This window comes from Candidatus Poriferisodalis sp. (assembly GCF_965203655.1).
GTDB lineage: Bacteria > Actinomycetota > Acidimicrobiia > Acidimicrobiales > Poriferisodalaceae > Poriferisodalis.
Window position 1 is genome coordinate 36,489 of record NZ_CBDBDD010000005.1, and the last position, 13,634, is coordinate 50,122.

A 13,634-nucleotide genomic window follows, 5' to 3' on the forward strand; every position below is an offset into this window, starting at 1 on the left:
TCACATCCAATATAAGAGAGCCCGCCTCGATGGAGCCGCCTCCCCGGTCCGCAGTGCCACCAGGGAGTCCCGCGGCACACTTGAGCCATGTCTGCCGAGCGCGACCGAGCGCTGCTGGGGAAGATCCGGCAAGCTGCCTCCGACTCCGGGCTCGACGCACTCGGCGTGACAGACGTGGCGCCATTCGGAGACGAGCGCCGAGCCATCGTCGAGCGCAAGGCCGCTGGACTGCATGCCGGGATGTGGTTCACCTACGGGAGACCCGAGCGCTCGACCACCCCGGCGGCGATCTTGCCGGGGGCACGCAGCATCGTGACCTGTGCACGCGCCTACTCCCCACCCGCAGAGCACATCGGTGGTGCGGGTCCCGTGCACCGCGCCAACAGCGCCGCCGTGGCTGCGTATGTCGCGACTGATGCCTACGGAGAGCTGCGCGCAGGGCTGGAGGCGATCAGCGAGGTGCTTCGCTGCCACGGATTCGAATCGCGTGTCGTCTCTGACGACAATCGCCTTGTGGATCGAGCGGCAGCGGCGCGCGCGGGGCTCGGCTGGCTGGGCCGCAACACGATGCTGCTGTCGCGTGAGCTCGGCTCATGGACTGTGCTCGGCTCGGTGGTCACGACTGCGGCACTTCCCGTCGCCACCGAAATCCAACTCGACGGCTGCGGCACATGCCATCTTTGCCAGTCCGCATGTCCTACCGGCGCCCTGGACGAATCGGGTGTGCTCGATGCCAACCGGTGCCTGGCATGGCTGGTCCAGGCTCCCGGCGCATTCCCGCCGGAATACCGGGAGGCACTTGGCGACCGGATTTACGGTTGCGACGACTGCCAGGTCGTCTGTCCGTACAACGACCCGGTGAGCGTGCCGTCCCGCGTCCGACACCGTGCACAGCCCCAGCCGGTGGAGCTCAGCAGAGGCCGCGAGATGCGCAGCAACTCAATCGACATCGCTGGTCTGCTGCGCATGACTGACGACGATCTCATGGCTGCTTTCGGGCACTGGTACATCCCTCGTCGCAGGCCTGAGTACTTGCGTCGCAACGCGCTTGTCGTCCTCGGCAACGTCGGCGACCCTGCGGAACCCGAAATCATCGATGTGCTTCGCCAAGCGCTCGCGTCGCCCTCAGCCGTGGTTGCCAGCCATGCTGTGTGGGCTGCCCGCCGACTCGGTCGAGTTGACTTGGTCGACGAGGCAGAGGCAGCCGGCATCGTCGCGGACGACCCTGACGGGTTGATCGCCGCCGAACTTGCCAGGTCAACCGGACCTCGCACCAGCAGCCACTGATGCGACCCCACCTGCTTGTCACGAACGACTTTCCGCCCAAGATCGGCGGGATCCAGAACTACCTGTGGGAGTTGTGGCGACGGCTGCCGCCTGATGGCGTCACGGTGCTGACCACGCCCTACCGAGGTGCAGCAACGTTCGATGCGGCTGCGCCGATGCGCATCGTGCGGACCCGCGAACCGGTTCTGTTGCCGCATAGCGGCCTCATCCGGAGGATCAGATCGCTGGCGAGCGAGGTTGGCGCCGAGATGGTCCTGCTCGACCCCGCATTGCCGCTCGGGGCGCTGGGGCCGCGGTTAGGCCTCAGCTATGGCGTTGTCTTGCACGGTGCCGAGGTGGCGATCCCCGCGCGGCTGGCGGGGCTCACCACGCTGATGGCTCGCGTGCTGCGGTCGGCGTCGCTGATCATCTCCGCAGGCGGGTATGCAGCCGCAGAAGCCGAGCGCTGTGCGGGCACGGCGTTGCCGATCGTGGAGGTGCCGCCCGGCGTCGACACCGAGCGTTTCGTCCCACGGGACGACGGCGAACGTCAATCGACCCGGACGAGCTACGGATTCGATGACGGACCGCTCGTAGTGAGCCTGAGCAGGCTGGTGCCGCGCAAGGGCTTCGACACGGTGATCTCCGCGGTCTCGGACCTCGCCCGGTGCCATCCCGGGCTGGCCCTGGCCATTGGAGGGGCCGGCCGGGATCGAGCCCGATTGGAGCGATTGGCGCGCGACAGCGCAGCAACGGTTCGCTTCGTGGGTCGAGTCGACGCCGAAGAGCTGCCGCAGTTCATGGCCATGGGTGATGTCTTTGCAGCACCGTGCCGCAGCCGCTGGGCGGGGCTGGAGCAGGAGGGTTTCGGCATCGTGTTCGCCGAGGCGGCCGCCTGCGGTGTCGCTGCGGTGGCGGGACGTTCCGGGGGGAGTCACGAGGCCGTCTGGCATGGCCAGACGGGACTGGTCGTCGACCGACCGGACAAGGCGACCGAGGTTGCGGGTGCGATCTCACAACTGCTGTCAGACCGAGCTCGGCGATTCGAGATGGGCACCGCCGCACGTGCCGCAGCGACCGAGCATTTCGCCTACGACACCCTCGCGCAGGGTTTGGCCGCAGCATTGGCCTGACCCGAGCAGCGGCGGGATCGTTGGCGACCCAAATTGCGACGCGTTGGGTGACTGTCAACAAATCGCCGCACAAAAGCAGCCCGTCGAGCGCCTCATCCTGAGACAATGGAGTGAACACGGTGCCGAAGGGGGGATCTGTCCATGATCGACGAGATGACAATGACCACGGTTGTGGCCGCGTCACCCCAAGAGTGCTATGCGCTGATCGCAGATATCGAGCGCTACCCCGAATGGGCTACCGACATCTCGTCCGCTTCGGTCATCGAGCGCGATCTCGACGGCCGCGTCGAACAGGCGGCGTTCCGCGTCGAGGCCCTCGGGCGCACGGCCAGGTACACGCTCGCGTATGACCACGGCGGAGCACCGCACCGGCTGGCGTGGAAGCTCGTCGACGGCGATGTCGTCAAGCAGCTCGACGGTCGGTACGAATTCAATCCGACGACCGAGCCTGGGCGTACCGAGGTGCTCTACCAGCTCGCCTTGGAGCTTGCCGTGCCGCTGCCGGGCTTTGTCAAGCGCCGAGCCGAACGCAGGATCGCCCACACCGCGCTGGCCGATTTCGCTGCTCGCCTCGAAGCCGGCCCAGAGAGCTAGGACAACCGGGAGTCCGCCTGGGCCATGGAATTCCGCCGTATCGAGGGCTTGCCGCCCTACGTCTTCACGATCATCGACACGCTGAAGATCGAACGTCGACGCGCCGGTGCCGATGTCATCGATCTGGGTTTCGGCAATCCCGATCTGGCATCGCCCGAACGCGCTGTCAAGAAGCTGGCAGAAGCCGCACTCAATGCGCGAAACCATCGTTATTCGGCCAGCCGCGGCATTCCCAAGCTGCGCGAAGCCGCCGCGGACCTGTACCGACGCCAGTGGGGGGTCGAGCTCGACCCCGACAGCGAGATCATCAACACGATCGGCGCCAAGGAGGGTTTCTCCCACCTCATGTGGACCCTGCTCGCGCCGGGAGACGCCTGCCTCGTGCCAGCACCCTCGTACCCGATTCACATCTTCGGGCCCCTGTTCACCGGTGCCAGTGTGCGAGAGGTGCCGCTCGATGTCGGTGAGACGTTCTTCGAGCGACTCGTGGAGCGATTCGAGTACTCGTGGCCCAGGCCTCGGGTGATCGTGCTGTCGTTCCCCCACAACCCCACCACGGCCTGTGTTGATCTCGAGTTCATGCAACGAATCGTGGATTTCGCGCGTGAGCGCGAGGTGCTGCTCGTGCACGATTTTGCATATGCAGATCTGGGGTTCGACGGCTACGAGCCGCCTTCGATCCTGCAGGCCGAGGGCGCCAAGGAGGTCGCGGTCGAGTTCTACAGCCTCACCAAGTCCTATTCGATGGCAGGGTGGCGGGTGGCCTTCTGCGCAGGCAACGCCGAGGTGATCGCGGCGCTGGCCAAGCTCAAGAGCTACCTCGATTACGGCACCTTCCAGCCGATCCAGATAGCGGCCACCGTCGTCATGAACGAGGACAGCGACTTTCCCTCCGAAGTGCGCGAGACCTACCGCAACCGCCGGGATGTCCTGGTGCGCGGTCTCGGACGCATCGGCTGGGATCTGCCCCCGCCGAAAGGGACGATGTTCGCCTGGGCCAAGATCCCCGAGCCGTACCGGCACATGGGGTCAGTCGAGTTCTGCAAGCTGCTTGTGAACGAGGCCAATGTGGCCCTGTCGCCTGGAGTGGGGTTCGGACCAGGGGGTGAGGGCCACGTGAGGTTCGCGCTCGTCGAGAACGAGCACCGCATCCGTCAAGCAGTGGCCCAATTGCGCACAGTTCTCGACGCGCTGCCGCCGCCGACCTGACAGCGGCCGGCGGCAGGCTCCGAGGCTGACGGGATCTCAGCCCCCCGGCCACTGCAGAGAGCGCCGTAGCGCTTCGCGCCATCTCCCGTGCAGCTCGTCAGCGTCCGCGCGCTGCGGCTCGGGTTCGAAGCGTCGCTCAAGCTGCCACAGCGACGCCGCTTCGGCGGGGGAGGACCACACCCCTTCGGCCAGACCTGCCAGCATCGCCGCGCCGAGGGCGGTGGTCTCGGTCACCACAGGTCGGCTGACTGCGACACCGAGTTGGTCGGCTTGGATGGCGCACAGCAGGTCGTTCGTCGCCGCGCCGCCGTCGATGCGCAGCTCCGCGATGTCACGGCCGGCGCCGTCGATCATGGCCTCGATGACGTCACGGGTCTGCAAAGCCATCGATTCGATCGTCGCGCGCGCGATGTGCGCCGGCTGCGTCGCGAAGGTGAGGCCCATGATGGCGCCGCGTGCGGTCGGATCCCACCAGGGACTGCCCAGCCCGGCGAGCGCCGGCACCACGATCACCCCGCCGCTGTCATCCACGCTGCGGGCGAGCGTCTCGACTGCTGCGGGATCTGCTGCGCCATCGAGAATGCCAGTCAGCCATCCCACGGCGGCTCCCGTCGCGAAGATCGAGCCCTCGAGGGCGTAGACGGGCCCGCGGCCGAGATCCCAAGCCACCGTTGTGAGCAGCCCCTTGACCGGGGAGGGGCAGGAGTCGCCGACATTCATCAGCACGAACGAGCCTGTCCCGTAGGTGTTCTTGGCCATCCCGACCTGATGGCAGCCCTGGCCGAACAATGCTGCTTGCTGGTCGCCGGCGACACCGCTCACGGCGATTCCCGGCCCCAGTGCAGTCGTGTCGGCAGTCAGGCAGAACCGGCCCGATGACGGGCGCACCTCGGCCAGCGCGGCCATCGGCACCGACAGCAGATCGCATATCGGCTCAGACCACTCGCCCGCGTTGAGGTCGTACAGGAGCGTGCGCGAAGCATTCGTCGGATCGGTGACGAAAGCGGCGCCGTCGCTGAGCTTCCACATCAGCCAGCTGTCAACGGTGCCCAAAGCCAAATCTGCAGTTCGAGGCACGCCCCCGTCGCGCAGCAGCCACTCAGCCTTGGTGCCGCTGAAGTAGGGGCTGAGCACGAGTCCCGTCAACCGGCGCACCTCCTCGAGGTGTCCCGCGGCTTCCAGCTCGGCACAGCGGGTTGCCGTGCGCACGTCCTGCCAGACCAGGGCTCTCGCAAGGGGCTCGGAGGATCGGCGATCCCAAGCGACGAGGGTCTCGCGCTGGTTGGTGATGCCGATCGCTGCGATCACCGGCGCCTGGGGGCCAGTGCAATCCTGCAGGCTGCCGCAGAGTTCGGCCAGCGTGGCAGCCGTGGCCTCCCAGATCTCGTCCGCATCGTGCTCGACGAGGCCAGGTCCGGGGTAGTGCTGGGGGAAGGGGCGGTAGGCGTACGCCACCTCCGCGCCGGTCTCGTCCACTGCCATGGAGCGAACGCCGGTCGTGCCGGCGTCGATTGCCACCACGAGTGCCATGCCGACCTCCTGTGGTGTGATGGGCTAGCAGGTTGCAACCACGCAGGATGACAGGCCGCGAGGATGCCTCGCAGTAGGGTCGCAAACTGTGAGGATTCTCGTGGTGGGGGCCGGCGAGGTCGGCAGCTACATCGCCGAACGCCTCAGCCGTGAAGGCAACGATGTCGTTGTCATCGATCAGCACTCCGGTCGTCTGGATGCGCTCGCGTCCGAGGTCGATCTGCTCACGGTGAACGGCAGCGGTACCAATCCCGCCGTGCTCAGCGAGGCGGGGCTCGAGCGAGCAGAGGTACTCGTCGCGGTCACCGATTCCGACGAGGTGAACCTCTTGGCGTGCATGCAGGCCAAGCAGAACGGCGTACCCGCGACCGTTGCACGCCTGCAGGACGGCGACTTGCGCGGCGCGCCGGGTCGCAGCCTGCGCAACGCGATCGGCGTCGACCTGGTGCTCGACCCCGATGAGCAGACCGCCGACGCCATCATGGACTTGCTGGTGTACCACGGTGTGTCGGACATCAACGAGCTCGCGAACGGCGAGGTACTCGTCGTGGGCGCCCGCCTGGCTGAAGATGCCCCGCTGGTCGGCAAGACCATGGCCGAGATCGGCGCATACTACGAGCCGGAATGGGACTTCATCTTCGGCGCGCTGTCGCGAGGTGGCGATGTCACCGTCATGCGTCGCGAGACGACGCTGCAGCCACACGACCTGCTCAGAGTCGTGTGCCGGCGCCAGGGGCGACGTGAGCTCATGGAGATCATGGGGCTGAGCCGCTCAGATTTCCGCCGCGTCATGATCCTGGGCGGGGGGCGTACGGCCGGCTTGCTGGCTGGTCGGCTGCTCGAACGTCACATTGAAGTCGTCATTATCGAGCAGCACCATGACCGCTGCCTCGAGCTGAGCGAGCGTCACGCAGGCGCGCTCGTGCTGCATGGCGACATCACCGACATCGACGTGCTCGCACGCGAGGGCGTCGGCACCTTCGACTCTGTAGTGGCGGTGACCGGGGAAGACGATGCCAACGTCTTGGCCTGCCTGTATGCCAAGTCTGAAGGGGCTACCGAGACCATCGCTGTCGTGCATCGCCTGTCCTTGCTGCCGTTGCTGGAGCAGGTGGGCATCGACGCGGCGCTGTCGCCTCGCACAGCCAGCGCCAACATGGTCCTGCGGATGGTCCGGGGCGATGTCACGGCCGTGGCGACCTTCCTCGAAGGCGATGTCGAAGTACTCGAATTCGAAGTGGGTGCGGGTTCGAGTGCCGATGGCTCGTTCGTGCGGGAACTTCATCTGCCTGGCCAGATGCTGCTCGCCGCGATCGTGCGGGATGGCAAGGCCCGCATTGCGCGGGGCCGGAGCGAGCTAAGGGCGCGGGACCACGTGGTCGCCTTCGTGACGCCTGACTGCGTGGACGAGGTCAAGCAGGCCTTTCGGTGACACCCCGTCCGGCTCGCCGGGCTCGAGAGCGCGAGAGGCTTCGCCGTCTGGTGGTGCGAGCGGTGCGGGCCGCCGACGGCCTGCTGCACAGGTGGGCACGCGGACCGTACGAATCGACGCTTGCCATCACGGCGCTGGTCGTGCTGGCCGCCGCCGCGCCCGTGTTCGCGGCCTGCGCCGTGTTCGACTGGCTGTTCGGCGGACGGGTTGCTGCGAGCGGAGAGTTCGGGACTGACTCAGTCCCGCTGCTGCTCGCGGGAGCTGCTGTCGCGCTCATGGCCCTGGGCCTCCTGCGACTGTGCCGGTTTGAGCGGCGCATCACCGAGCGCCAGACGCTGACGGCGTTGGTGCTCGGATCGTTCGCGGCGGTCGCCGCCATCGCGATCGCTCACCTCGCAACCGGTGCAGTGGAACCCACCGCGTTCGCGACGGCATTCGCCGAAGCGGCTGCGACGGTCACCGGTACCAACAGCACGACGATCCCAGAAGCCGACCCTGGCAGCGGGATGCTGGATCTCGGCGGCGGGATGCTGGCACTTCGAGCAGTGGGGCAGTGGCTGGGCGGGGCAGCATTCATCGTCGTGCTCGTCCGCGTGCTGCCCCATCTGGGCGTGGGCGGCCTGGACACGGACGGGGGAGTGGCGACCCGGTCGGCTCGCAGGCTGGCACCCCGCAGTGCCGGCACGATGGGTCGCCTCCTGCTGCTGTACGGCGCGCTCACGGTGCTGGTTGCGGTCGGTTACGGGTTGGCCGGCATGCCGTTGCTGCAGAGCGGGCTGCATGCGCTGACCACGGCCTCGACAGGCGGCTTCTCCACGCAGGCGGCTTCGTTGGGCGCATTCGACTCGGCAGCCATTGAGTGGGTGGCGGTCTTCGGCATGGCGGCTGGAGGCGTGAGCCTGCCGCTCATGTTCCTGGCGATCCGGCGCCGTGACCCGGCCCGTTTCATCCGCAGTTACGAATTCCGGCTGTACATCACGCTGATCATCTTCGCCACGGTGGCGGTGGCGCTGTTGCCACGCGACGGTGTCGGCTGGCCGCACATCTTCGGTGCCGAACACATCCGAGAATCGCTGTTTGCGGTGGTGTCGGTGATCTCGACAACTGGCTTCGAGACCACATCGCTTGTTGACCTGTCGATCGGCAGCCAGGCGCTGCTGATGGTGCTCATGCTGATCGGCGGCATGAGCGCGTCGATGGCCGGCGGCTTCAAGGTGGTGCGGCTGCTGACACTGGCGTCCTTCATCGGACGGGAACTGCGTCGCGCCATCTACCCGTCGCTCGCCGAGCGGCTGCGCCTAGGCCGCTCCACCATCTCCGAAACGACGATCAGCCGCATTACCGGCGAGCTGCTGCTGGCAGCACTGCTGATCATCCCCGCCTCCATCGTTCTCGGCGCCAGCGGGCTGAACATCGTCGACGCACTGACCTACGCCGTGTCCACGCTGTCGAACGTCGGGCCTGCCATGGCCGCCGCGGACTCGACCGAGCACTTGGCTGTCGAGGGCTCGACCGGCCACCTCGACGCGGCCAATTGGCTAGGTCGCATCACTGCCGGACTGCTCATGATGTGCGGGCGGATGTCGGTGACAGCGGCGGCTGTGGCGCTGAGCGTTGCGGCCTATCCGGCGGTGGCGGCAGTCCGGCACGGGCAGTGGCGTCGGCGCCGACCTCACGGAGTGAGAGTGCGATGAGCGATTCCGTCGGCCTGCGCTCGCTGCCCGAAGTACGGCGCTACGAGTCCACGCCGGTGCACATCAGCGGGGTGGCACTGATGTTCGTGGGGATCGGCATGGCGATCTCCGCTGTCGTAGCGCTCATCGACGGCGGCGGAGGTGCAGCCGCGCTGGGGGCCTCCGCAGCCATAAGCGCAGGCGTGGGCAGCACCATGTACCGAAGCACGACGGCGTCGGACCGGGCAGATTCCCCGCTGGCGTTCGCCGCGGTGGCATGGGCATGGCTGGCGGTATCGATTGCCGGAACAATGCCGTACCTGTTCAGCGGCGTGATCGCTTGGAGCGAGGCCGACAACGCGCTGTTCGAGTCCATCTCGGGCTTCACCTGCACGGGCGCCACGATCCTGGCCGACATCGACGGAGTAGCCCACGGGATCCTCTTCTTCCGCAGCATGACCCAATGGTTCGGCGGCATGGGCTTGATCGTGCTCGCGGTGAGCGTGCTGCCCGCGCTGAAGGTGGGCGGCTTGGAACTCATCGCCAACGAGGCGCCCGGCCCGACGGCTGATCGCTTCACACCGCGTATCGCCGCCACGGCGCGGCGGTTGTGGATGCTGTACGGGGCGTTCACGCTGGCGGTGACGCTGGCCCTGCTGGCTGCGGGAACGAGCCTGTTCGATGCGGTGGCGCATGCCTTCACGACGGTGGCAACCGGGGGCTTCTCGACCTACTCGAGATCGATTGCCGAATTCGATTCGGTAGCCGTCGAGCTGGTGTTGATCGCAGGCATGATCACGTGCGGCGCGAGCTTCTCGATCCATTGGCACCTGATCACGCGCACGCGCTCGCAACGACGGAGCTACTCGGAGCTCCGCTGGTACCTGGGGCTCATCGGCGGTGCCGCGGTAGCCCTGTTGGTACTGAATTCGGGCAAGCTCGGTTTCGGCGACAACGTCCGAGAGGCGGCGTTTTATGCGGCTTCGCTGGGCTCCAACACCGGCTATGGCCTCACCGATTACGCGCACGAGCAACTCTGGACGCCTTCCGCGCAGCTCGTGCTGCTGGCGCTGTTCGTGATCGGCGGCATGACGGGTTCGACAGCGGGCGGGATCAAAGTGCTGCGGCTGCAGATCGTGGCCCGCTACGCGGTCAGGGAGGTCATCCGTGCTCGCCACCGCAGGGCTGTGCTGCCGATGCGCCTCGGCGACACCACCGTGGCCGAGGACGTCGCGGCCCGGGCGCTGGGCTTCGTGCTGCTGTATCTGGGCCTCGCGTTGGCGGGCGGGGTGCTGATGACCGCGCTGGGCAACGATCTCGAAACAGGTTTCTCCGGCGCGGTCTCGGCCATCGGCACCGTCGGCCCGGCGCTGGGCGACGCGGGGCCGACAAACTCGGCACTGGCATTCGAACGTGCATCGCGGCCGGTGATGATGGTGCTCATGCTGTTCGGCCGGCTCGAGGTGTTTCCCACGATGCTGATGTTCGTGGCGGCGGTGCGAGCCGGCACACGTTCGCGCTCTGTGCGCCAGCCCGCGCAGCCCCGGAGGCGACGGACCGCTCGACTCGGCCGGCCGTCGGCTCACGCCTCCGATCAGGAGACCGAGCGCAGCGGCGTGAGCGGCATCAGCTCGCCGAAGTCGTCCACTCGCAGCGCCCGCGGAAGCTGACCCGGTTGGGCCTGGGCGATCGTGCCGGCGCCGTCAGGGAGCGACTGCGCCACCCCGTCGAGGTAGAACAGCACGCCCTGGCTGTCCCGTGCCAGCGCAGACGCCGTCAGCACCAGTTGGGCCACGGCACGGATTCGCTGTGCGCCCTCCACCTCGAAGAACACCTCATTGAGGTGGATCGACACGACGTTGTTGCGCAAGAGCTGCACGTCCACCACTTCGGTGCCCGCCGGGATCGCGGACTCGAGCCCGTTCTCGGCTTCCGCAGGCGTCGGACCCGCCAGCAGGTTGTTGAGGGGTGCATCGAGGAAGACCGGCGCTGCCAAGGGTCGCTGCAGCTCCACGAGGAGGCCGTCTCGCAGGAAGTAGACGGCGTGCAACGACGTCGTCGGGGTGTCCGGCGCCACGCCGACGACTGGCTGATCGTCACGCTCGGGGAAGACGCCGGCGGGCACGTCGATGCCGCTCGGGGTCTCGTCAGTCGGCAGGCCGCACCCTGCCAGCGCCAAGAGGCATGCCAGCGGCACGCTCAGCCATCTGGCACTCGCGCTCATCGGTGTCCCGCGATCGGCAGCTCCACCACGAACCGTGCGCCGCGCTCGCCGTCGGTGCGGGACTCGACGCGCACCGAGCCGCCATGGCGCCGTGTGTGCTCGTACACGAGCGCGAGGCCCAGGCCGGCACCCGATCCCGCACCCCGCTTGCGCGCCGCTGCCCCCCGCGTAAAGCGCTCGAACACCAGATCTCGCTCGGAGGGGGCGACGCCTGGACCGTTGTCCTCCACGGCGACACGGACGGAGTAGCCGGGCCGTGTGATCTGCACGCGAGTGACGCCGCCGCCGTGCTTGTCGGCGTTGCGCAGCAGGTTGTCGAAGACTTGAGCCAGCCCGCGCTTGTCGCCGATCACCACGGCATCGGTGGCTGCTGGACTGATCACGAGGTTCACGCCGTCGCCGAGCGTCCGCACCCGGTGCTGCACCAGTTCCGTCACATTGACCAGGCCCCGCTCGAAGACAGATCCATCGGCGTCGGGCCGGGAGATCTCGAGCAGGTCTTGCACGAGCTGCTGAAACCGGTCTGCTTCCGATGCCAGCAGGTCGAGAGCGGTAGCTCCCTGGGCCGACAGCTCATCGCGGTGGCCGTTCAGGTAGTCGATGGAACTCCGCAGGGTTTGCAGGGGAGATCGCAGTTCGTGGCTGACATCGGACGCGAAGCGAGCGTCTCGGGCAATCCGGCGTTCCATGGCATCGGCCATGTCGTTGAACGACTCGACGATGACGGCGAGATCGGGATCGTCGCTGCGCTCGACACGAGTGTCGAATCTGCCGTGCGCGATCGAGTTGGCGGCGTCGGAGACGGTGGCCAGCGGCCGCAGCAGCCGCCCGCCGGCCCACGCGCCGATTGCGACGCCGAGCAAGACGGTGAGGGCAGCTCCGACGCCCAGGATCAACCGCAGGCTCGCCAGCGTCGCCTCGATCTCCGCGAGCGGCACGACCTCGAAGTACAGCGTTTCGCTGAGCTGGGACACCGCTGCGGGGCGCAGGCGCAGCCCGAGGGCAAGTTGGGGAACGCCGTCCAGCCGGTAACGCATCGCGTGTGCTTGGTCAGATTGCTCGATGGCAGCCACCAGCTGGTCGGGCAGGTCGCTGGGAACGAGCGACGGCGACCGCCAGACATCCGGCCCGGTTCGCACGATGGAGCGGCTGCCGCTGAGGCTCGGCAGCGACTCGAGCAGCACCGCAAAGTCGGGACTCTCGGCGCGCAGAGAGCCCTGTACCTGTGTGGCATTGGCGAAGAACTGGGCTTCGGAGGAATTCTGACGCGAACCCAGCATCGAGCCTCGCGAGAGGCTGTACGTCAGCACGACAAGCAGGAATGCCGCCAGGCACGCACCGAGCGTGAAGGCCCCCACGACTCGGGCGCGTAGCGGCAGCCGCCGCAACGGCCGCGGCCAGCGAACCCTCATCGTCTCAGCCTGCGCTCGGCTGCCGCCATCGGACTCAGCAGCCGCCGCAACGGTCGCGGCCAGCGCAGGTTCACTTCAGGCTCGCAGCTTGTAGCCCATGCCGCGTGCCGTCGCCACGTAACGCGGGTTGGCAGGATCATCCTCGATCTTGAGGCGCAGCCGGCGCACATGCACATCGACGAGCCGGCCGTCACCGAAATAGTCGTAGCCCCAAACCCGTTCGAGGAGTTGCTCGCGGCTCATCACCTTGCCGGGGTTGTCGGACAACTCGCAGAGCAGGCGGAACTCCGTCTTGGTGAGGTGCAGTTCTTCGTCGTTCTTGCGCACCACGCCCTCGTCGGGATAGATCTCGAGATCGCCGATTGTGCGCGGCAGCCCGCTGCCGTCCACGGTTCGGCTCCGCCGCAGCAGCGCCCTGATCCGTGCCGAGAGCTCTTTGGGGGCAAACGGCTTGGTGAGATAGTCATCAGCTCCGGCTTCGAGCCCCGCAACCACGTCATGGGTGTCGTCACGAGCCGTCACCATGATGATCGGCACATGGCTGATCCGCCGGATGGATCGGCACAGCTCGAAGCCATCGAGTCCGGGCAGCATGATGTCCACCAGCACCACGTCGGTGCTGTCGGGAGCGAACCGCTCCAGCGCCTCCTCGCACGACTCAGCCTCGCTGACGTTCCAGCCCTCGTCTTCGAGCGCCAGCCGCAGCGCCGTGCGAATCCGCTCGTCGTCTTCGACTGCGAGAACGTTGGTGGTCATTGCCGTGCCGCCCGGTCATCTCCCGACGAGGCGGCTGGGCTGCGTCGGCGACGACGGTCCCGCCGCCGGCGCGTCACCGAGGCCTGATCAGCCCACTCGCTCATGGATCGCAAGACGAGCGCGGCGATTGCGGCGACACCGGCGGCAGCGGCGAGCGCACCGATCGCTGCGCCTGCAAGCGATGGACCGACGCAGCCCCGGCTGCATTCGAGTGCGCTGATCGCATAGCCCACGAGGCCTCCGCAGACAGCGGAGACCACGATGGCGCTGAACGCGATGACGCGTGCGATTACCGACGGCAGCGCCGTCGGCGCAGGGGTGAGCACGGCACCTCCAATTCCCGCCGGAGCGCTCGATGTGGGCAAGCGATCATGCTGCTCGCTGTCGCCTCGCTCGCTCACGTGC

General features: G+C 67.4%; 12 protein-coding genes. 7 read left to right on the top strand and 5 right to left on the bottom strand.

What is annotated here, in order from left to right:
- Positions 1 to 87: 87 nt before the first annotated feature.
- The 4 genes from queG to ACOGW9_RS04520 all read left to right on the top strand — a co-directional run bounded on the left by queG (position 88) and on the right by ACOGW9_RS04520 (position 4,202).
- The gene (queG, locus tag ACOGW9_RS04505; protein ID WP_419908782.1) at positions 88 to 1,287 is read left to right on the top strand and encodes a tRNA epoxyqueuosine(34) reductase QueG; all 1,200 of its coding nucleotides are present in this window, start codon (positions 88 to 90) and stop codon (positions 1,285 to 1,287) included.
- Positions 1,287 to 2,399, top strand: a complete 1,113-nt coding sequence (locus ACOGW9_RS04510) for a glycosyltransferase family 4 protein (RefSeq protein ID WP_419908784.1) — start codon at positions 1,287 to 1,289, stop codon at positions 2,397 to 2,399. Before queG ends, ACOGW9_RS04510 begins: the two co-directional genes overlap by 1 nt.
- A gap of 141 nt (positions 2,400 to 2,540) precedes the next feature.
- Positions 2,541 to 2,993: an SRPBCC family protein gene (locus ACOGW9_RS04515; RefSeq protein WP_419908786.1), complete on the top strand. Its 453-nt coding sequence runs from the start codon at positions 2,541 to 2,543 to the stop codon at positions 2,991 to 2,993.
- Positions 2,994 to 3,017: 24 nt separating this feature from the next.
- A complete protein-coding gene (locus ACOGW9_RS04520; protein WP_419908788.1) occupies positions 3,018 to 4,202 on the top strand; it encodes an aminotransferase class I/II-fold pyridoxal phosphate-dependent enzyme in 1,185 nt (394 codons plus the stop codon).
- Positions 4,203 to 4,238: 36 nt separating this feature from the next.
- On the opposite strand, the gene ACOGW9_RS04525 is transcribed toward ACOGW9_RS04520, so the two are convergent.
- Positions 4,239 to 5,732 carry an FGGY family carbohydrate kinase gene (locus ACOGW9_RS04525; RefSeq protein WP_419908790.1) on the bottom strand — a complete coding sequence of 498 codons (1,494 nt, stop codon included), beginning with the start codon at positions 5,730 to 5,732 and terminating at the stop codon, positions 4,239 to 4,241.
- An 88-nt stretch (positions 5,733 to 5,820) separates the two neighbouring features.
- On the opposite strand from ACOGW9_RS04525, the gene trkA reads away from it, so the two are divergent.
- From trkA to ACOGW9_RS04540, 3 genes are read left to right on the top strand one after another with little or no spacing between them, the layout of a single operon-like run.
- On the top strand, positions 5,821 to 7,164 hold the full coding sequence (trkA, locus tag ACOGW9_RS04530) for a Trk system potassium transporter TrkA (protein WP_419908792.1): 1,344 nt from the start codon (positions 5,821 to 5,823) through the stop codon (positions 7,162 to 7,164).
- A complete protein-coding gene (locus tag ACOGW9_RS04535) occupies positions 7,161 to 8,858 on the top strand; it encodes a TrkH family potassium uptake protein (protein ID WP_419908794.1) in 1,698 nt (565 codons plus the stop codon). The genes trkA and ACOGW9_RS04535 overlap by 4 nt, the downstream gene beginning before the upstream one ends.
- Complete coding sequence (locus ACOGW9_RS04540) at positions 8,855 to 10,507, top strand: TrkH family potassium uptake protein (RefSeq protein ID WP_419908796.1); 1,653 nt, start codon at positions 8,855 to 8,857, stop codon at positions 10,505 to 10,507. The genes ACOGW9_RS04535 and ACOGW9_RS04540 overlap by 4 nt, the downstream gene beginning before the upstream one ends.
- Here the strand turns inward: ACOGW9_RS04540 and ACOGW9_RS04545 are convergent.
- The 4 genes from ACOGW9_RS04545 to ACOGW9_RS04560 form a co-directional block, all read right to left on the bottom strand.
- The gene (locus ACOGW9_RS04545) at positions 10,432 to 11,061 is read right to left on the bottom strand and encodes a GerMN domain-containing protein (protein WP_419908798.1); all 630 of its coding nucleotides are present in this window, start codon (positions 11,059 to 11,061) and stop codon (positions 10,432 to 10,434) included. The genes ACOGW9_RS04540 and ACOGW9_RS04545 overlap by 76 nt on opposite strands.
- Positions 11,058 to 12,473: a sensor histidine kinase gene (locus ACOGW9_RS04550; RefSeq protein ID WP_419908800.1), complete on the bottom strand. Its 1,416-nt coding sequence runs from the start codon at positions 12,471 to 12,473 to the stop codon at positions 11,058 to 11,060. Before ACOGW9_RS04550 ends, ACOGW9_RS04545 begins: the two co-directional genes overlap by 4 nt.
- A 75-nt stretch (positions 12,474 to 12,548) precedes the next feature.
- Entirely contained in the window at positions 12,549 to 13,229 is a 681-nt protein-coding gene (locus ACOGW9_RS04555) for a response regulator (RefSeq protein ID WP_419908802.1), read from the bottom strand.
- On the bottom strand, positions 13,226 to 13,630 hold the full coding sequence (locus tag ACOGW9_RS04560) for a hypothetical protein (protein WP_419908804.1): 405 nt from the start codon (positions 13,628 to 13,630) through the stop codon (positions 13,226 to 13,228). Before ACOGW9_RS04560 ends, ACOGW9_RS04555 begins: the two co-directional genes overlap by 4 nt.
- Positions 13,631 to 13,634 lie beyond the last annotated feature (4 nt).